This window comes from Pseudomonas sp. GLN_2 (assembly GCF_043106005.1).
GTDB lineage: Bacteria > Pseudomonadota > Gammaproteobacteria > Pseudomonadales > Pseudomonadaceae > Aquipseudomonas > Aquipseudomonas alloputida.
The window spans coordinates 1-17,314 of sequence record NZ_JBICMC010000004.1; the positions used below are offsets into that span (position 1 = coordinate 1).

Annotated in this window: 18 protein-coding genes; 10 read left to right on the plus strand and 8 right to left on the minus strand. The window is 61.8% G+C overall.

Translation table 11 applies throughout. From position 1 onward, the window contains the following. Nucleotides 1–227: 227 nt before the first annotated feature. A complete protein-coding gene (gene tyrS, locus ACF8Q6_RS00745; RefSeq protein WP_392490779.1) occupies nt 228–1,427 on the minus strand; it encodes a tyrosine--tRNA ligase in 1,200 nt (399 codons plus the stop codon). Between the two features lie 213 nt (nt 1,428–1,640). On the opposite strand from tyrS, the gene ACF8Q6_RS00750 reads away from it, so the two are divergent. Both ACF8Q6_RS00750 and ACF8Q6_RS00755 read left to right on the plus strand, forming a co-directional pair. Further along, the gene (locus ACF8Q6_RS00750) at nt 1,641–3,062 is read left to right on the plus strand and encodes a peptidoglycan DD-metalloendopeptidase family protein (RefSeq protein WP_392490780.1); all 1,422 of its coding nucleotides are present in this window, start codon (nt 1,641–1,643) and stop codon (nt 3,060–3,062) included. A gap of 3 nt (nt 3,063–3,065) precedes the next feature. Beyond that, nucleotides 3,066–4,157, plus strand: a complete 1,092-nt coding sequence (locus ACF8Q6_RS00755; protein ID WP_392490781.1) for an anhydro-N-acetylmuramic acid kinase — start codon at nt 3,066–3,068, stop codon at nt 4,155–4,157. Between the two features lie 59 nt (nt 4,158–4,216). On the opposite strand, the gene erpA is transcribed toward ACF8Q6_RS00755, so the two are convergent. Continuing rightward, nucleotides 4,217–4,567, minus strand: a complete 351-nt coding sequence (erpA, locus tag ACF8Q6_RS00760) for an iron-sulfur cluster insertion protein ErpA (protein WP_003255511.1) — start codon at nt 4,565–4,567, stop codon at nt 4,217–4,219. A gap of 147 nt (nt 4,568–4,714) precedes the next feature. After that, nucleotides 4,715–5,749 (minus strand): N-acetyl-gamma-glutamyl-phosphate reductase, encoded by a 1,035-nt coding sequence (argC, locus tag ACF8Q6_RS00765; RefSeq protein WP_003255512.1) that lies wholly within the window; start codon nt 5,747–5,749, stop codon nt 4,715–4,717. 142 nt (nt 5,750–5,891) lie between these two features. Here argC and hemJ point away from each other — a divergent pair, with 142 nt between their 5' ends. From hemJ to ACF8Q6_RS00795, 6 genes are all read left to right on the plus strand, one after another. Continuing rightward, nucleotides 5,892–6,317, plus strand: a complete 426-nt coding sequence (gene hemJ, locus ACF8Q6_RS00770) for a protoporphyrinogen oxidase HemJ (RefSeq protein ID WP_003255513.1) — start codon at nt 5,892–5,894, stop codon at nt 6,315–6,317. 28 nt (nt 6,318–6,345) lie between these two features. After that, nucleotides 6,346–7,302, plus strand: coding sequence for an NAD(P)H-dependent flavin oxidoreductase (locus tag ACF8Q6_RS00775; RefSeq protein WP_392490782.1), 957 nt, complete (start codon nt 6,346–6,348; stop codon nt 7,300–7,302). Nucleotides 7,303–7,369: 67 nt separating this feature from the next. Continuing rightward, nucleotides 7,370–8,152, plus strand: coding sequence for an SDR family NAD(P)-dependent oxidoreductase (locus ACF8Q6_RS00780; RefSeq protein ID WP_392490783.1), 783 nt, complete (start codon nt 7,370–7,372; stop codon nt 8,150–8,152). A gap of 63 nt (nt 8,153–8,215) precedes the next feature. Further along, nucleotides 8,216–8,554: a histidine triad nucleotide-binding protein gene (locus tag ACF8Q6_RS00785; protein ID WP_019750290.1), complete on the plus strand. Its 339-nt coding sequence runs from the start codon at nt 8,216–8,218 to the stop codon at nt 8,552–8,554. A gap of 65 nt (nt 8,555–8,619) precedes the next feature. Then, complete coding sequence (gene coq7 / locus ACF8Q6_RS00790; protein ID WP_003255520.1) at nt 8,620–9,267, plus strand: 2-polyprenyl-3-methyl-6-methoxy-1,4-benzoquinone monooxygenase; 648 nt, start codon at nt 8,620–8,622, stop codon at nt 9,265–9,267. 10 nt (nt 9,268–9,277) lie between these two features. Further along, nucleotides 9,278–10,318 carry a DUF2157 domain-containing protein gene (locus tag ACF8Q6_RS00795; protein WP_392490784.1) on the plus strand — a complete coding sequence of 347 codons (1,041 nt, stop codon included), beginning with the start codon at nt 9,278–9,280 and terminating at the stop codon, nt 10,316–10,318. Between the two features lie 76 nt (nt 10,319–10,394). Here the strand turns inward: ACF8Q6_RS00795 and ACF8Q6_RS00800 are convergent, their stop codons facing one another. Further along, the gene (locus ACF8Q6_RS00800; RefSeq protein WP_004376171.1) at nt 10,395–10,817 is read right to left on the minus strand and encodes an OsmC family protein; all 423 of its coding nucleotides are present in this window, start codon (nt 10,815–10,817) and stop codon (nt 10,395–10,397) included. A 191-nt stretch (nt 10,818–11,008) separates the two neighbouring features. Between ACF8Q6_RS00800 and crp the strand changes: the two genes are divergently transcribed. Then, nucleotides 11,009–11,653: a cAMP-activated global transcriptional regulator CRP gene (gene crp / locus ACF8Q6_RS00805; protein ID WP_180688944.1), complete on the plus strand. Its 645-nt coding sequence runs from the start codon at nt 11,009–11,011 to the stop codon at nt 11,651–11,653. Here crp and ACF8Q6_RS00810 read toward each other — a convergent pair. The 4 genes from ACF8Q6_RS00810 to ACF8Q6_RS00825 form a co-directional block, all read right to left on the minus strand. Continuing rightward, entirely contained in the window at nt 11,650–12,354 is a 705-nt protein-coding gene (locus ACF8Q6_RS00810) for a lipoate--protein ligase family protein (RefSeq protein ID WP_088513514.1), read from the minus strand. The two genes, crp and ACF8Q6_RS00810, sit on opposite strands and share 4 nt — an antisense overlap. Before the next feature lie 147 nt (nt 12,355–12,501). Next, on the minus strand, nt 12,502–13,335 hold the full coding sequence (gene trpC / locus ACF8Q6_RS00815) for an indole-3-glycerol phosphate synthase TrpC (protein ID WP_003255528.1): 834 nt from the start codon (nt 13,333–13,335) through the stop codon (nt 12,502–12,504). After that, complete coding sequence (gene trpD / locus ACF8Q6_RS00820; RefSeq protein ID WP_014589458.1) at nt 13,332–14,381, minus strand: anthranilate phosphoribosyltransferase; 1,050 nt, start codon at nt 14,379–14,381, stop codon at nt 13,332–13,334. The genes trpC and trpD overlap by 4 nt, the downstream gene beginning before the upstream one ends. 9 nt (nt 14,382–14,390) lie before the next feature. Further along, entirely contained in the window at nt 14,391–14,984 is a 594-nt protein-coding gene (locus tag ACF8Q6_RS00825; protein WP_004574924.1) for an aminodeoxychorismate/anthranilate synthase component II, read from the minus strand. 367 nt (nt 14,985–15,351) lie between these two features. Here ACF8Q6_RS00825 and estP point away from each other — a divergent pair, with 367 nt between their 5' ends. Next, a complete protein-coding gene (estP, locus tag ACF8Q6_RS00830; RefSeq protein ID WP_392490785.1) occupies nt 15,352–17,241 on the plus strand; it encodes an esterase EstP in 1,890 nt (629 codons plus the stop codon). Nucleotides 17,242–17,314 lie beyond the last annotated feature (73 nt).

A 17,314-nucleotide genomic window follows, 5' to 3' on the forward strand; every position in this document is an offset into this window, starting at 1 on the left:
AACCGCTTTCGATCATTTGATCGCAGCCCTTTCAGCTTTTGCCTTCACTACTTAACTCATTGAATCTCAAGGAGTTTTTCGTTCCGATGTCGCTGGAAGTGGGGCGCATTATAAGGGGATTCGAAAGCCCGTCAACCTCTAATTTCAGGAAACCTTAATATTGCTGAAAACAAAGCGGGGAGGCCTACCGGCCTCCCCGCTTCTATATAGCTACACCATCCAGGCAATCACTCAGCCTTGAGGGTAACCCGGCCAAACGACTTCTTGCCCGCCTGGCACACATGGGTAGCACCAAGGACAAACATGAAGTCCTTGTCGACCACTGCACCATCAACTTTCACCGCGCCGCCATTCAGCAAGTCTCGCGCCTGTGCCGAGTTCTTGACCAGCCCAGCCCGGTTCAGCACCGCAGCAATTGGCAGGTCTTCCGCCGCAGTCACTTCGATCTCCGGCAAGTCTTCCGGCAGCTCGCCTTCCTTCATACGGTTACCGGCAGCACGGTGAGCATTGGCGGCAGCCTCCTCACCATGGAAGCGCGCCACAATTTCTTCCGCCAGCTTGATCTTGATGTCACGTGGGTTGGCGCCATTGGCAACATCGGCCCGGAACTGCTCGATTTCTTCCATCGAACGGAAGCTCAGCAGCTCGAAGTAACGCCACATCAGGGTATCCGGGATCGACACCAGCTTGCTGTACATCACCCCTGGTGCTTCCTGGATGCCGACATAGTTGCCCAGCGACTTCGACATCTTCTTCACGCCGTCGAGCCCTTCGAGCAGCGGCATGGTCACGATGTTCTGCGCTTCCTGGCCATAAGACCGCTGCAGCTCACGCCCCATCAGCAGGTTGAACTTCTGGTCGGTACCGCCCAGCTCGACGTCCGCTTTCAGCGCTACCGAGTCGTACCCCTGTACCAGCGGATAGAGGAACTCGTGAATGGCAATCGGCTGATTGGTGGTGTAACGCTTGTCGAAGTCATCACGCTCCAGCATGCGCGCGACGGTGTACTGCGAAGCCAGGCGAATGAAATCGGCAGGGGTCAGCTTGTCCATCCACGTGGAGTTGAACGCGACTTCAGTCTTGGCCGGGTCAAGAATCTTGAACACCTGCTGCTTGTACGTCTCGGCGTTCTCCAGCACCTGTTCGCGGGTCAGCGGCGGGCGCGTGGCGCTCTTGCCACTCGGGTCGCCGATCATGCCGGTGAAGTCACCGATCAGGAAGATGACCTGGTGGCCCAGATCCTGGAACTGGCGCAGCTTGTTGATCAGCACCGTGTGACCCAGGTGCAGGTCCGGAGCGGTCGGGTCGAAGCCGGCCTTGATGCGCAGAGGTTGGCCGCGCTTGAGCTTCTCCACCAGTTCCGACTCGACCAGTACTTCTTCCGCACCGCGCTTGATAAGCGCCAGCTGCTCTTCAACCGACTTCATAGACAAACCCGCAAGGCTCAGATTCAGGGGGAGCCAACCATACAAGATCGGCCGTCAAATACAAGTTTCGCAAAGGAATGTGACCCGAACACAGGCTTGCGGCGTCTACGCGCCCTTGCGTGAAAATGGATTTGGTTATATTTTATACAGTTATTTCATCTTCATCATGTCATTCATCTTTTCCATTTCACCTTTTTCAAAGTCACCTTGCCCATGACCAACGAACCGCCTAAAGCGCCCCCGCTTTATCCGAAGAGCCATCTGTTGGCCGCCAGCGGCATCGCCGCCCTGCTCAGCCTGGCTTTGCTGGTATTTCCTTCCAGCGAAGTGGAAGCCAAGAAAACTACCCTCAACCTCGAGCTCGAAAGCCCTGCCGAGCAGCTGAAAGACGAATCCCGCGCCGCGCCCCTGCTGCAAAGCGAAGGTGAGCAAGGCTCGCCTTTCGCCCAGATCGAAGAGGCTACACCCGAAACACAGAAGGCCGATCAGCAGGCCCCGGCCGCCGAACCGGTTGCCGAGGCCGCCAAGGAGCCTGGCCACCGCGAAGTCACCGTGGCCCGCGGCGATACCCTGTCCACCCTGTTCGCCAAGGTCGGCCTGCCCGCCAATGCTGTGCATGACTTGCTGGCCAGCAACAAGCAGGCCAAGCAATTCAGCCAGCTCAAGCACGGCCAGGTCTTGCAGTTCGAGCTCGACAAGGATGGCCAGCTGGCCAGTCTGCACAGCAAAGTCAGCAACCTCGAAACCATTCGCCTGACCAAAACCGCCAAGGGCTACACATTCAACCGTGAAATCAGCAAGCCGGTGATACGCACCGCCTATGCCCACGGCGTGATCAAGAGCTCGCTGTCAGCTTCCGCCCAGCGCGCCGGCCTGTCCCACAGCATGACCATGGACATGGCCCGCGTGCTGGGTTACGACATCGACTTCGCCCAGGATATTCGCCCAGGCGACGAGTTCGACGTGGTCTACGAACAGAAGGTGATGGACGGCAAGGTCGTTGGCACCGGTAACATCCTCTCTGCGCGCTTCACCAACCGCGGCAAAACCTACACTGCCGTGCGCTACACCAACAAGCAGGGCAACACTACCTACTACACCGCCGACGGCAACAGCCTGCGCAAGGCATTCATCCGTACCCCGGTGGACTTCGCCCGCATCAGCTCGCGCTTTTCCGCCGGTCGCAAGCACCCCATCCTGAACAAGATCCGCGCCCACAAAGGCGTCGACTACGCGGCCCCACGAGGTACGCCGATCAAGGCAGCCGGTGACGGTCGCATCGAACTGGCCGGGCGCCGTGGTGGCTACGGCAATACCGTGATCATTCAGCATGGCAACCGCTACAAGACGCTGTATGGCCACATGCAGGGCTTTGCCAAAGGCATCAAGACCGGCAGTACGGTCAAACAGGGCCAGATCATTGGCTACATCGGTACTACCGGCCTGTCCACCGGCCCACACCTGCACTACGAGTTCCAGGTCAACGGCGTGCACGTCGACCCGCTGAGCCAGAAGGTGCCAATGGCTGACCCGATTGCCAAGAACGAGCGTCAGCGCTTCCTGCAGCAGAGCCAGCCGCTGATTGCCCGCATGGATCAGGAAAAGGCCACCCTGCTCGCAGCGAACAAGCGCTAAGCCATGGCGCTCTACCTGGGGGTGATGTCCGGTACCAGCCTCGATGGCCTGGATATCGCCCTGATCGAACAAGGCGAGCAGCTTGAACTGCTCGCCACCCACTACCTGCCCATGCCCCCGGACCTGCGCAAGGACCTGCTGGCCCTATGCAGCAGCGGCACTGACGAGATTGCCCGTGCCGCACTGGCGGAAAACCGCTGGGCCAGCCTGGCCGGCGAAGGTATCCGCCAACTGCTGGCTCGCCAGGGACTGAAGCCCGAAGCCATTCGCGCTATTGGCAGCCACGGCCAGACCATTCGCCATGAACCGTCCCGCGGCTTTACTGTGCAGATCGGTAACCCCGCACTGCTCGCCGAGCTGACCGGCATCAGCGTGGTCGCCGACTTCCGCCGTCGCGATGTGGCTGCCGGCGGCCAGGGCGCGCCACTGGTACCGGCCTTCCACGAAACCCTGTTCAGCCAGCTTGGCCGACGCCTGGCAATCCTCAACGTAGGCGGTTTCAGCAACCTCAGCCTGATCGAGCGGGACAAGCCAGTTCATGGGTTCGATTGCGGCCCGGGGAACGTGCTGCTGGATGCCTGGATCGAGCGCGAGCACGGCCACGCCTACGATGCAGATGGCGCCTGGGCTGCCTCGGGTGTGGTTCAGCCCGGGTTGCTCAGCGCACTGATGGCTGACCCGTTCTTTGCCGGCAGTGGCCCCAAGAGTACCGGCCGCGAGGTGTTCAACCTGCCTTGGCTGGATCGCCACCTGGCCAAACTGCCGGCATACCGGGCCCAGGACGTGCAGGCGACGCTGCTGGAGCTGACCGCACGCAGCATCATCGATTCGCTTGGCAAAGCCCAGCAAGGCACCGAGGCGCTGTTGGTCTGTGGTGGGGGCGCCCGCAACGGCGCGCTGATGGCCCGTCTTGGCCAGCTGCTACCGGCGGCCCGTGTCGCAAGCACTGGCGCCTATGGCGTAGACCCGGACTGGGTCGAAGCCATGGCCTTCGCCTGGCTGGCTCACTGCTGCCTGGAGGGTATCGCCGCCAACCGCCCCAGCGTCACTGCCGCCAAGGGCCTACGCGTACTGGGCGCGATCTACCCGGCATAGCCACTACGCCAAAAAGCAAAACGCCGCGCAATTGCGCGGCGTTTTCGTATGCCCAGCCCTTAGATCGAGAACGACGATCCGCAACCGCAGGTGGTCGCGGCATTCGGGTTCTTGATCACAAAGCGCGAGCCTTCCAGGCCTTCCTGATAGTCCACCTCGGCACCCGCCAGGTACTGGAAGCTCATCGGGTCGACCACCAGGGAAACGCCCTCGCGCTCGACAATGGTGTCATCTTCGGCCACGTCTTCATCGAAGGTGAAGCCGTACTGGAAGCCCGAGCAACCGCCACCGGTAACGAACACTCGCAGCTTCAGACGCTCATTGCCTTCCTCATTGACCAGGTTCTTCACCTTCTGGGCTGCCCCGTGGGTAAATTCCAGACCGGTAGGGGTGAAGGTTTCGACGCTCATGTTGATTCTCCCGGCGCGGTAGCCGCCATAAAACTCGATGACGCGCATTATCCGCTTTCCCGAGAAAATCGGTCAAGAATTGTGCGGCTTTAGTCGCGACCTGCAAAAAGGCCCGCACGACGCGGGCCTTTTCCAATGCTGGCGGCCTTACGGCAGCAAGCCGGCATGGGACAGGCCCATGCGTTCATCCAGCCCGAACAGGATGTTGAGGTTCTGCACCGCCTGGCCGGAGGCGCCCTTGACCAGGTTGTCGATCACCGACAGCACCACCACCAGGTCACCACCCTGCGGGCGATGAACGGCAATGCGGCAGACGTTGGCACCACGCACGCTGCGGGTTTCCGGATGGCTGCCTGCTGGCATCACGTCGACGAACGGTTCATCGGCGTAGCGTTTCTCGAACAGCGCCTGCAGGTCGACCGAGGTATCGACCACGTTTGCGTACAGGGTGGCGTGGATACCACGGATCATAGGCGTCAGGTGCGGCACGAACGTCAGGCCAATATCCTTGCCTGCGGCCAGGCGCAAACCCTGGCTGATTTCTGGCAAGTGACGATGCCCCTTGACTGCATAGGCCTTCATGCTCTCGCCGGCTTCGCAGAACAGCGAACCGACCGCGGCGCCACGGCCAGCACCGCTGACACCCGACTTGCAGTCGGCGATCAGGCGCGACGCGTCGGCCAGGCCCGCTTCCAGCAGCGGCAGGAAGCCCAGCTGGGTGGCAGTCGGGTAGCAACCCGGCACAGCGATCAGGCGCGCCTGGCGGATCTTCTCGCGGTTCACTTCTGGCAGGCCGTATACCGCGTCCTTGAGCAGCTCAGGCGCGCCATGGGGCTGGCCATACCATTTGCCCCACTCGGCGGCATCCTGCAGGCGGAAGTCGGCAGACAGGTCGATCACCTTGGTGCCGGCCGCCAGCAGCTCACCGGCCAGGGCGTGGGCAACACCATGCGGGGTGGCGAAGAACACCACATCACAGGCCCCCAGAGCCTTGCTGTCCGGCACGCTGAACGCCAGCCCGTCATAGTGGCCGCGCAGGTTCGGGTACATGTCCGCCACCGCCACGCCCGCCTCGGAGCGCGAAGTAATGACCGCCACTTCGGCCTGTGGATGCTGTGCCAGCAGACGCAACAGTTCGACGCCGGTGTAACCCGTGCCGCCGACGATACCGACCTTGATCATAACGCTTGCCCCTTATCAACGAGCCGTCTGGAAAGCGCACGATAATAGGGGCGCATGGCGCCTGTAACAACTCTTCGGGTGACCCTTCGGGCGCTTGACCACTACTATCTGACGACCGTGATTATCTGAAGGAACTCCCTCCATGCTTTACCTATGGATCAAAGCGCTGCATATCGTCAGCGTGGTCTGCTGGTTCGCCGGCCTGTTCTACCTGCCCAGGCTGTTCGTCTACCACGCCCAGAGCCAGGACAGCATCAGCCAGGAACGCTTTGCGACCATGGAGCGCAAGCTGTACCGCGGCATCATGAATCCGGCGATGATCGCCACCTACGTTTTTGGCGCCTGGATGCTGTACCTCACCCCTGGCTGGCTGAGCCAGGGGTGGCTGCATGCCAAGCTCACCCTGGTGATCCTGCTGACCGGCTACCATCACGTGTGCGGTGCCCAGCGCAAACGCTTCGCCAATGGCACCAACACCCGCAGCCACGTCTACTATCGCTGGTTCAACGAAGTGCCCGTGCTGATCCTGCTGGGTATCGTCATTCTGGTGGTGGTGAAACCGTTCTGACATAGCCACCCGCTCAAGGAGCCTTGCCATGTCGCTACCTGCATCGCTCGAACAACGCCTGCGGCTGCCCGTGGTTGCCGCGCCGATGTTCCTCATCTCCAACCCCCAACTGGTGCTGGCCTGCTGCGCCAGCGGCGTGGTTGGCAGTTTCCCGGCACTGAACCAACGCGACAGCGCTGGCTTCAAGGCTTGGCTGGAAGAGATCGAGGCAGGCCTGGCTCAACTGCAGGCGCCAGCGCCCTACGCCGTCAACCTGATCGTCCACCCGACCAACCCACGCCTGCAGGCCGACTTGGCCTTGTGCGTCGCACACCGTGTACCAATCGTTATCACCAGCCTGGGGGCAGTAAAGGAAGTGGTCGATGCCGTACACGGCTACGGCGGCCTGGTGCTCCACGATGTCACCACCCGCCGGCATGCCGAAAAAGCCGCCGAAGCGGGTGTCGATGGCCTTATCGCCGTCGCCGCAGGCGCAGGCGGCCATGCCGGCACCTGGAGCCCGTTCGCCCTGGCCGCAGAAATTCGCCAGTTCTTCGACAAGACCCTGCTGCTGGCAGGTTGCATTAACCACGGCCACGAAATCCTGGCCGCACAACTGCTGGGGGCGGACTTGGCGTACATGGGCACGCGCTTCATCGCCACCACAGAAAGCCAGGCTCAGGGCGCCTACAAACAGATGCTGCTGGATGCCCATGCCGCCGACATCATCCACACACCCGTGGTGTCCGGCATCCCCGCCAGCTTCCTGCGCCAGAGCCTGGAGCAGGCCGGCTACGACATAAACACCCTCAAGGGGGGGCAGGTTCAAGGCAAGCTCAAACCGATCGATGACGAAGCCAAGGCCTGGAAGACCGTATGGTCAGCGGGCCAGGGCGTCGGAGCCATCCATGACCTGCCAAGCGCCAGCGCTTTGATCGAGCGCCTGCATGGCGAGTACCGACAAGCCCTGGAACGCTGCCAGGTTTTGCGCGCCCGCGCCTTGTAGCAAAAGGCAACACCTTGCACGGGCAAGTTGTACACTAGGCGCCCTCTTCCGCCCCCAGGAGCCTTGCATGACCCGTTACGCCATGATCACTGGTGCTTCCAGCGGCCTGGGCCTGGCCTTGGCGGAAGCGCTGGCACGGCGCGGGCGCAACCTGATCCTGGTGGCACGCCAACGAGAAACGCTGGAGCCTGTCGCCATCGAACTGACCCAGCGTTTCGGTGTCGAGGTGCTGTTCCGCGCCTGCGACCTCAGCCAGCCGTTGCGCCTTTCAGGCTTCGTGCTAGAGCTCGAAGAAGGTGAGCGGCGTATCGATTTGCTGGTCAACTGCGCGGGCTTGCGCACCTATGGGCCGTTCCTGGCCCATGAATGGGCCGACGAACAGGATCTGCTGGAAGTCAACGTGCTGGCCCTGAGCCGCCTGTGCCACGCCATCGGTAACCTGATGGCTGTGCAGGGTGGCGGGCAGATTCTCAACGTCGCCGGCCTGGCCGGGGTGGCGCCTGGCCCATGGATGGCCGCCTATGCCGCCAGCAAGGCCTATGTGCTGAGCTTTTCCCAGGCCCTGCGCGAAGAACTCAAGCGCACCGGCATCAAGGTCTCTGTACTGTGCCCTGGCCCGGTACGTTCCGCACGCCGGCGCATTGCGCGGCTCGATGGCAAGCCGCGCTGTCTCAGCCCCGAGGAAGTGGCGCTGTACACCGTGCGGGCACTGGACAAGAACCGCGCACTGATCATGCCTGGCCGGCGCAACCGCTGGCTGGCGTTTGCCCCGCGCCTGCTGCCGCGCTGGCTGGTGCGCAAGCTGGCCGGGGTCATCCACCGCCGCTATTGCCCAGTCGGCATGGAATAGCCACTGGGCGAGCGGCGCCCGGCTGAGTACACTCGGCCCGACCCTCACCATGGAGCAAGTGCTGTGGACGATTTATTCACCAGGATCATCAACCGGGAAATCCCGGCCAAGATCATCTACGAGGACGACCAGGTTCTGGCGTTCCACGATATCGCCCCTCAGGCGCCCGTGCATTTTCTGGTCATTCCGAAAAAGCACATTCGCACCCTCAACGACCTGACCGAAGCTGACAAAGGCCTGGCTGGCCACATCTTGTTCACCGCCCAGCGCCTGGCCAAGGAACTTGGCTGCGATGATGGTTTCCGCGTGGTCATGAACTGCAACGAGCAGGGCGGCCAGACCGTCTACCACATCCATATGCACGTGCTTGGCCAGCGCCAGATGAACTGGCCACCGGGCTGACCCACGGCAAGCGACCCCGCCGCTATTGCGGTAAACTGTCGGGCACATTCTTGCGGAGGTGCCCGATGGCTACCGAACGTCACTACTCGCCGCTCGACCGCTTGTTGCTGCAGGCCGATACCGCCATGCGCACCTTGCTGCCTTTCAGCGGCCAACCCGCCCGGCCATCGCCGGCCATCGTCCAGCCAGACGTTGACCTGGACGAGCAACAGGCCCGCCATATTGCCGGGCTGATGCGCATCAACCATACCGGTGAAGTCTGCGCCCAGGCGTTGTACCAAGGCCAGGCCCTGACCGCCAAGCTGCCCGAAGTGCGCAAGGCCATGGAGCATGCCGCTGAGGAAGAAATCGACCACCTGGCCTGGTGCGAGCAGCGCATTCGCCAGCTGAACAGCCACCCTAGCGTGCTCAACCCTCTGTTCTACGGCATGTCGTTCGGCATCGGCGCACTGGCCGGGCTGGTCAGCGACAAGGTCAGCCTGGGCTTCGTCGCCGCTACCGAACATCAGGTGTGCAAGCACCTCGACGAGCACCTGGAGCAGCTCCCGCACGAAGATGAAAAATCCCGGGCCATTCTCGAGCAGATGCGCATCGACGAAGAGCAGCACGCCGAGTCTGCACTGGAAGCCGGTGGTTATCGCTTCCCGGCCCCCGTCCGCTTTGGCATGAGCTTGCTGGCCAAGGTCATGACCAAGAGCACATACCGCATCTGAAGGCATCACCATGACGGATCGATTCGACGCCAAGGACCTGGCGCGCGCCGTGCAAGCAGGCATTCTCCAACCAGGCCAGGACCAAAGCCTGTTGGCATTCCTGCTCCAACAACCCGCACCACGTGGCAGCTTTCAGCTGGCCCATGTTGCCTTCTACTTTGGCGCCATGCTGATCATGGCGGCAATGGGCTGGTTGCTCACCGAGGCCTGGATGAGCCTCGGTGACGGCGCGCTGTTGATCATCGCCAGCCTCTATATCCTGCTGATCACCTTGTTCGCCCTCAATCTGCAACGCCGCGCCCAGCCCGTCGCCGCTGGCGTGCTGGCAGCAGTAGCCATCAGCATCGTGCCGCTGGCGGTATTCGCTATCGAACGCATGCTCGGCTGGTGGCCACTGGACGATGCGCAGGCTGACTACCACCAATACTACACCTACGTGCAAGGCGGCTGGCTGGCGATGGAAGCAGCCACGGTGCTTGCCGGGCTGCTAATGCTTCGGCTGATCCCCTACCCGTTCGTCGTCATGCCAATGGCCGTGGCCTTGTGGTTCATGTCGATGGACCTTAGCGAGTGGTTCTTCGGCTCACCGTTCAGTTGGGAGCAGCGTCGCCACGTATCCCTTTGGTTTGGGCTGGGCTTGCTGGTGGTTTTCCTCGTGATAGACGGCCGCACGCGTGAGGACTACGCCCGTTGGGGTTACCTCGCCGGGCTGGCAGCATTCTGGGGCGGGTTGACGCTGCTGGACAGCGGCAGTGAGTTGGGCAAGGCCATGTACTGCCTGATCAACATTGCGCTGATGGGCATGGCGGTGCTGCTGCGTCGGCCGGTGTTCATGGTGTTTGGTGCGCTGGGGGTGGCGGCTTATCTGGGATATCTGTCGTACGAGGTGTTTGCCCAGTCGTTGCTGTTCCCGGTGGTGCTAACCATGATCGGGCTGGGGGTTATCTGGCTTGGCCTGGTTTACCAAAAGCGCCGGGAACGGTTGAGCCAGGCGCTAAGAAGCAGTCTTCCGCAATGGTTGCGGATGGCCCTTCCGGCCCTGCGCGACTGAAGCTCGCCCAGGCCGCAGGTGGGAGCGGGCTCACCCGCTTCCACAAGGGCTGCAAAGCGGCCCCGGAATCTCAGCCTTAACCCAGCTCTACGATTTCATACCCATGGGTAATCTCAACCCCGGCACGCTCGAGCATGATCGAAGCCGAGCAATACTTTTCCGCCGACAGCTCCACCGCCCGCTTGACCTGCGCCTCTTTCAGCCCACGCCCCTTCACCACGAAGTTCATGTGAATCTTGGTGAACACCTTCGGGTCTTCGCTGGCGCGCTCTGCCTCCAGAAATGCCTCGCAGCTTTCCACCGCCTGGCGCGACTTCTTCAGGATGCTGACCACGTCAAAGCTGCTGCAGCCACCCAGGCCCAACAGCAGCATTTCCATCGGGCGCACACCCAGGTTGCGGCCACCGGCCTCGGGCGGGCCATCCATCACGACGACATGGCCGCTCCCCGATTCGCCGAGGAACATCGCCTCACCGGCCCACTGGATACGTGCCTTCATCTACCTGGACTCCTGATTTTCGGAAAAGGGTGTCAGCTTAGACCTTGTGCGGCTGTGGGAAAAGTACGTGACGTGTCGGTTTACTACCGAAACATACCGTAGTGTCTGATAAGCTGGCGCCAAATGACTGGCGCTTTCCGCCAGCCAGCCTCTATAAAAAGCCTATGCCTCGTATCGAACAGGATTTCGTGATGGTCGCCTCTGCCCTACCCGCCAAGATCAAGAACATCGACAAACTGCTGGTGCATTGCCAGCGCCGCCGCTACACCGCCAAAAGCAACATCATCTGCGCCGGCGACCGGGCCGAGACACTGTCGTTCATCATCAAGGGTTCGGTAACCATCATCATCGAGGACGACGACGGCCATGAAATGATCATCGCCTACCTCAACAATGGCGATTTCTTTGGCGAGTTAGGCCTGTTCGAGCCCGTTGATGGCGAGCAGCAGCGCAGTGCCTGGGTACGCGCCAAGACCGAATGCGAAGTGGCCGAAATCAGCTACGAAAAGTTTCGCGAACTGGCGCGCCAGGACCCTGAAATCCTCTACGCCCTGGGCAGTCAAATGGCCCAGCGCCTGCGCAACACTACGCGCAAGGTTGGCGATTTGGCATTTTTCGACGTGACCGGGCGAGTTGCCCGTTGCCTGCTGGAACTGTGCAAGCAGCCCGACGCCATGACCCACCCCGATGGCATGCAAATCAAGATTACCCGTCAGGAAATCGGCCGAATCGTCGGTTGCTCTCGGGAAATGGTCGGCCGCGTTCTCAAGGACCTCGAGGAACGCAGCCTGGTGCAGGTCAAGGGCAAGACCATGGTGGTATACGGTACCCGCTAGTCCTTGGGCAACTCGGCCAGCACCTTGGCGTAGGCCTGCGAAAGGCGCTCGAACCAGGGCGCTGCCGGCGCCACTTCGTGCAAGGCGATGTGCGCTTCGGCGCGACAGCGTTGCTCCAGCTCACAGCACTCGTTGAAGCGGTTGACCGCCGCCACCATCGACTCACGCTCGTTGTCCAGCAGCAGCGCACCGTGCACCAGCACCACAGGGCGCTTGCCACCCAGGCCCTGACGCCAGCGCTGGGCGGTACCCACCAGTTTGCGGCCATTGAGGTTGACGTTGTAGCGGCCATCGCAGAAGGCCCCGTCGATTTCCCCGACTGACGCTACCCCGCCCCACTCGCGCAGCACGTCGCACAGCGGCAGACACAGGCGCTCGTAGGCATTTTCGATACGGCCGTGGTCGCCTTCACTGCGCGGCGCGGCGTAGACCAGTGCAACGTTCACCGTCGAATGCGACTGAGGCACCGGCTCACCGCCAGTTTCTCGCAGCAGCACCGGCCAGCCAGCAATAGCCAATTCCGCGCAGGCGACCTCGAAGTTGCCCAGCCGACTCATGCGCCGAGGCATAACCAGCGCGTGGTCGGTGGGGCGCCAGAACAGCACACCATTCTCGCGTTCGCCGCGGCAGACGGCGGCCAGCAGTTCCTGCTCGGCGTGCAGGCCTTGTTCGACGCTCAGGGCCAGGGGTTGATCGGTCATTGATCCACCTATGATGTTGATTTCAAGGGCCTCTTCGCGGGTAAACCCGCGCCTACAACAGGGCGCGTCCCCGTGTAGGGGCGGGCTTGCCCGCGACGCGGCCATTACAGGTACAAAAAAGCCGGCAAAAACGCCGGCTTCATTTGATCAGTCCAGTTGCTGAACAGTCTTCTTCACCTGCTCGGGGAAAAACAGCCGCTGTAATTCCAGGCCAGGCTGCTCGGCGCGCATGAACGCCTCTCCCACCAGGAACGAGTAAACCTCGTTGATTGCCATCAGCTCCACATCGGCCCGGTTGAGAATACCGCTTTCGGTAATCGCCAGACGGTCACGCGGAATGCGCGGCAGCAGGTCAAGGGTGGTTTCCAGGCTGACCTCGAAGGTGTGCAGGTTGCGGTTGTTCACCCCAACCAGCGGTGTATCCAGGGTTTTAAGCGCGCGCTCCAGTTCATCGCCATCGTGCACTTCTACCAGCACGTCGAGGCCGACGTCCTTGGCGGTGGCCGCCAGTTCAGCCATCTTCACGTCATCCAGCGCCGACACGATCAGCAGTACGCAATCTGCGCCCAGGGCCCGGGCTTCGACGATCTGGTAAGGGTCGACCATGAAGTCCTTGCGGATCACCGGCAGCGAAACCGCCGCGCGGGCCTGCTGCAAGTACTCATCGGCACCCTGGAAATAATCGACATCGGTCAACACCGACAGGCAGGTGGCCCCGCCCTTCTCGTAGCTGACCGCGATTTCCGCTGGCACGAAGTGCTCGCGGATCACGCCCTTGCTTGGCGACGCTTTCTTGATTTCGGCAATCACCGCTGGCTGCTTGCGCTTGGCCTGCTCGATCAGCGCGTTGGCGAAGCCTCGCGGGGCGTCAGCGGCCTTGGCCAGGCCCTCCAGTTCGGCGAGGCTGACGCGCGCACTGCGCTCGGCCACTTCCTGAAACTTGCGGGCAATGATCCTTTCCAGCACCGTCGGCACACTCATGCTTCGTTCTCCACCTTGAATACTGCAGTAAAGGCACCCAATTCCTGCAGCTTTTCCCAGGCTAAGCCGGTGTGCAGTACATCATGGGCCAGTTCTACACCGGCTTTCAGGCTCATGGCATGGTCAGCCGCATACAGCGCCGCGCCAGCATTAAGCACGATCATCTCGGCGGCCTTCTGACCGTTCTCGGTCTTGCGCCGGCCCAGCGCATCGCGGATCAACTCCAGCGAAGCCTGAGGGCTCTCGACAGCCAGGCCATGAAGGCTCTGGCTCTTCATGCCGAGGTCTTCCGGCTCTACCCAATATTCAGTGATTTCGCCGTTTTTCAGTTCGGCAACGAAGGTGGGTGCAGCCAGGCTGAACTCGTCCAGACCATCCTTCGAGTGCACGACCAGCACATGCTTGCTCCCCAGGCGCTGCAGTACCTCAGCCAGCGGGCGGCAAAGGGTTTGCGCGAACACACCGACCACCTGGTGCTTCACTCCGGCCGGATTCGTAAGCGGGCCGAGCATATTGAACAAGGTGCGCAACCCCAGTTCTCGACGTGGGCCAGCGGCATGTTTCATGGCCGAGTGGTGACTTTGCGCGAACATGAAGCCGATGCCCAGGCTGTCGATGCAGCGTGCCACTTGAGTCGGCGTCAGGTTCAGGTAGATGCCGGCAGCTTCCAGCAGGTCGGCACTGCCGCTCTTGCCCGATACTGCGCGGTTACCATGTTTGGCCACCGGGCAACCCGCCGCCGCCAGGACGAAGGACGAAGCGGTGGACACGTTGAAGATGTTGGCGCCATCACCACCGGTCCCGACAATATCGACGACACCATCGAGGCTTTGCAGCTCGACCTTTTCGGCCAGCTCACGCATCACCGACACCGCACCGACGATTTCGTCGATGCTTTCGCTTTTCATGCGCATGCCCATCAGGAAAGCGCCTATCTGCGCCTCGCTGCACTGACCGGTCATGATCTGGCGCATGACCTCGCGCATTTCTTCGGTAGTAAGGTCCAACTGGCCGACGATACGGCTCAACGCACTCTTGATATCCATGTTCGATCCTTAACGGCGGCCGCCGGTCTGCTTGAGGAAGTTGGCGAACAGTTCGTGGCCCTGCTCGGTCAGGATCGACTCAGGGTGGAATTGCACCCCTTCGATATTCAGCGTCTTGTGGCGCAGGCCCATGATCTCATCGACCGAACCGTCGGCATGGGAGGTCCAGGCGGTCACTTCCAGGCAGTCGGGCAAGGTTTCACGCTTTACCACCAGCGAGTGGTAACGGGTCACGGTCAGCGGGTTGTTAAGGCTGGCGAACACGCCCAGGTCGCGGTGATATACCGGGCTGGTCTTCCCGTGCATGACCTGGCGTGCACGTACAACGTCACCGCCAAAGGCCTGCCCGATTGACTGGTGGCCCAGGCATACGCCGAGGATTGGCAACTTCCCGGCGAAATGCAGGATGGCCTCGATGGACACGCCCGCCTCGCTTGGGGTGCACGGGCCCGGGGATACGACGATGCGCTCAGGGTTGAGGGCCTCGATCTGGGCGATGGTCAATTCGTCATTGCGAATGACCTTGACCTCGGCACCCAGCTCGCCAAGGTACTGAACGACGTTGTAAGTGAATGAGTCGTAATTGTCGATCATCAGTAACATGGTGTTAAACCTCTTGAATCTACTGACTTCATGATTCGAACCTTCCTGCACCAGCCACAGGCGCGGCTTTGCCACAACGGGCGGTAAACGAGAAGGCAAACGGGGGCGGGCCGGGCGGGCCGGCAGGAGATAAAGTCAGGCGCGCCAACGCCAACGGGCGTGGGCCTTGATTACGCGCATCAAGAGTTTGCTGACGATCAACACAGGATAGGTCTCGCTCATACGTCCCGGCACAGTAGCCTACCGGGGCGACGGGCGCAATATGCCTGTAAACACGGGGAAACGAATGGACTTGGGAGCGAAGCACTACGATTTGCTAAGGTCGATGGGGTTGTCCTGATAAAAACAAAGAAAAGGATGTTCCCTGATGCGAAAAGCCCCGTTATTGCGCTTTACCCTCGCTTCACTGGCCTTGGCCTGTAGCCAGGCGTTGGCCGGCCCTTCGCCCTATTCAACCCTCATCGTGTTTGGCGACAGCCTCGCCGATGCAGGGCAGTTTCCCGACCTGGGCGGCGGTACCCCAGGCGCGCGCTTCACCAACCGCGATGCCGACGGCAACTTCGCCCCAGTGTCACCGATGATCCTCGGTGGCCGGCTGGGCGTCGCGCCTGGCGACCTGAACCCGTCGACATCCATAGGCATCCAGCCCGATGGTAATAACTGGGCAGTTGGCGGGTACACCACCCAACAGATCCTGGACTCGATCACGACAACGTCCGAGACCGTCATCCCGCCAGGAAACCCCAATGCCGGGTTGGTGCTGCGCGAGCGCCCCGGCTACCTGGCCAACGGCCTGCGCGCCGACCCAAATGCCTTGTATTACCTGACAGGTGGCGGTAACGACTTCCTGCAGGGCCTGGTGAATAGCCCGGCCGACGCCGTAGCCGCCGGCGCCCGCCTGGCTGCCAGTGCCCAAGCCCTTCAGCAAGGAGGCGCGCGCTACATCATGGTCTGGCTGCTACCTGACCTCGGCCAAACGCCCAATTTCAGCGGCACGCCACAGCAAAACCCACTGTCACTGCTCTCCGCTGCGTTCAACCAGTCACTGATCAGCCAGCTAGGGCAGATCGATGCCCAGATCATCCCACTGAACATCCCTGTGCTGTTGAACGAGGCGCTGTCCAGCCCCAGTCAGTTCGGCCTGGCCAGCGACCAAAACCTGGTCGGCACCTGCTACAGCGGCGATAGCTGCGTGGAAAACCCGGTGTACGGGATCAACGGCACAACGCCAGACCCGACCAAACTGCTGTTCAACGACTCGGTCCACCCGACTATCGCGGGTCAGCAGCTGATTGCCGATTACGCCTACTCGATCCTCGCAGCCCCCTGGGAACTGACCCTGCTACCGGAAATGGCCCACGCCAGCCTGCGGGCTCATCAGGATGAGTTGCGCAATCAGTGGCAGACGCCTTGGCAAGCCGTTGGCCAATGGCAAGCCTTTGTCGCCAGTGGCGCTCAGGACCTGGACTTCGACGGCCAGCGCAGCGCGGCCAGCGGTGACGGCCGCGGCTACAACCTGACCGTGGGCGGCAGCTATCGCCTGAACGACGCCTGGCGCCTGGGCATGGCCGGCGGTGCGTACCGCCAGAAGCTGGAAGCTGGCGAACAGGATTCGGACTACAAGCTGAACAGCTATATGGCCAGCGCCTTCGCCCAATACCGTCAGGACCGCTGGTGGGCCGACGCGGCGCTGACCGCCGGACACCTGGACTACAGCGACCTCAAGCGTACCTTCGCCCTGGGCGTGAATGACCGCAGTGAAAAAGGCGACACCGACGGCGAGGCCTGGGCAATGTCCGGGCGGCTGGGCTACAACCTGGCGGCCGACACCAGCAACTGGCAGTTGGCACCTTTCATCAGTGCCGACTATGCGCGGGTGAAGGTGGATGGCTACGAAGAGAAGAGCGGGCGCTCGACGGCGCTTGGCTTCGATGACCAGGAGCGCACGTCACGTCGCCTGGGCGTGGGGCTGTTGGGCAGTGTGCAGGTACAGCCAAATACCCGGCTTTTTGCCGAGGTGGCGCAGGAGCATGAGTTCGAGGACGACCAGCAGGATGTGACAATGCACCTGACCAGCTTGCCAGCGAATGATTTCACCCTGACCGGGTATACGCCGCACAGCGACCTGACCCGGGCGAGCCTGGGTGTGAGCCATGAACTGGTGGCAGGGGTGCATTTGCGCGGGAACTACAATTGGCGCAAGAGTGATGAGTTGACGCAGCAGGGCGTTAGCGTGGGGGTTAGCGTGGACTTTTGAATTGCTGGGGGCCGCTTTGCGGCCCATTCGCGGGTGAACCCGCTCCTACACAACCTTGTAGGAGCGGGTTTAC

Bases quoted from the DNA above. Each gene is read 5' to 3' on its own strand.
- tyrS (WP_392490779.1), bottom strand. From the start codon at position 1,427: ATGAAGTCGGTTGAAGAGCAGCTGGCGCTTATCAAGCGCGGTGCGGAA.
- ACF8Q6_RS00750 (WP_392490780.1), top strand. From the start codon at position 1,641: ATGACCAACGAACCGCCTAAAGCGCCCCCGCTTTATCCGAAGAGCCAT.
- ACF8Q6_RS00755 (WP_392490781.1), top strand. From the start codon at position 3,066: ATGGCGCTCTACCTGGGGGTGATGTCCGGTACCAGCCTCGATGGCCTG.
- erpA (WP_003255511.1), bottom strand. From the start codon at position 4,567: ATGAGCGTCGAAACCTTCACCCCTACCGGTCTGGAATTTACCCACGGG.
- argC (WP_003255512.1), bottom strand. From the start codon at position 5,749: ATGATCAAGGTCGGTATCGTCGGCGGCACGGGTTACACCGGCGTCGAA.
- hemJ (WP_003255513.1), top strand. From the start codon at position 5,892: ATGCTTTACCTATGGATCAAAGCGCTGCATATCGTCAGCGTGGTCTGC.
- ACF8Q6_RS00775 (WP_392490782.1), top strand. From the start codon at position 6,346: ATGTCGCTACCTGCATCGCTCGAACAACGCCTGCGGCTGCCCGTGGTT.
- ACF8Q6_RS00780 (WP_392490783.1), top strand. From the start codon at position 7,370: ATGACCCGTTACGCCATGATCACTGGTGCTTCCAGCGGCCTGGGCCTG.
- coq7 (WP_003255520.1), top strand. From the start codon at position 8,620: ATGGCTACCGAACGTCACTACTCGCCGCTCGACCGCTTGTTGCTGCAG.
- ACF8Q6_RS00795 (WP_392490784.1), top strand. From the start codon at position 9,278: ATGACGGATCGATTCGACGCCAAGGACCTGGCGCGCGCCGTGCAAGCA.
- ACF8Q6_RS00800 (WP_004376171.1), bottom strand. From the start codon at position 10,817: ATGAAGGCACGTATCCAGTGGGCCGGTGAGGCGATGTTCCTCGGCGAA.
- crp (WP_180688944.1), top strand. From the start codon at position 11,009: ATGGTCGCCTCTGCCCTACCCGCCAAGATCAAGAACATCGACAAACTG.
- ACF8Q6_RS00810 (WP_088513514.1), bottom strand. From the start codon at position 12,354: ATGACCGATCAACCCCTGGCCCTGAGCGTCGAACAAGGCCTGCACGCC.
- trpC (WP_003255528.1), bottom strand. From the start codon at position 13,335: ATGAGTGTGCCGACGGTGCTGGAAAGGATCATTGCCCGCAAGTTTCAG.
- trpD (WP_014589458.1), bottom strand. From the start codon at position 14,381: ATGGATATCAAGAGTGCGTTGAGCCGTATCGTCGGCCAGTTGGACCTT.
- ACF8Q6_RS00825 (WP_004574924.1), bottom strand. From the start codon at position 14,984: ATGTTACTGATGATCGACAATTACGACTCATTCACTTACAACGTCGTT.
- estP (WP_392490785.1), top strand. From the start codon at position 15,352: ATGCGAAAAGCCCCGTTATTGCGCTTTACCCTCGCTTCACTGGCCTTG.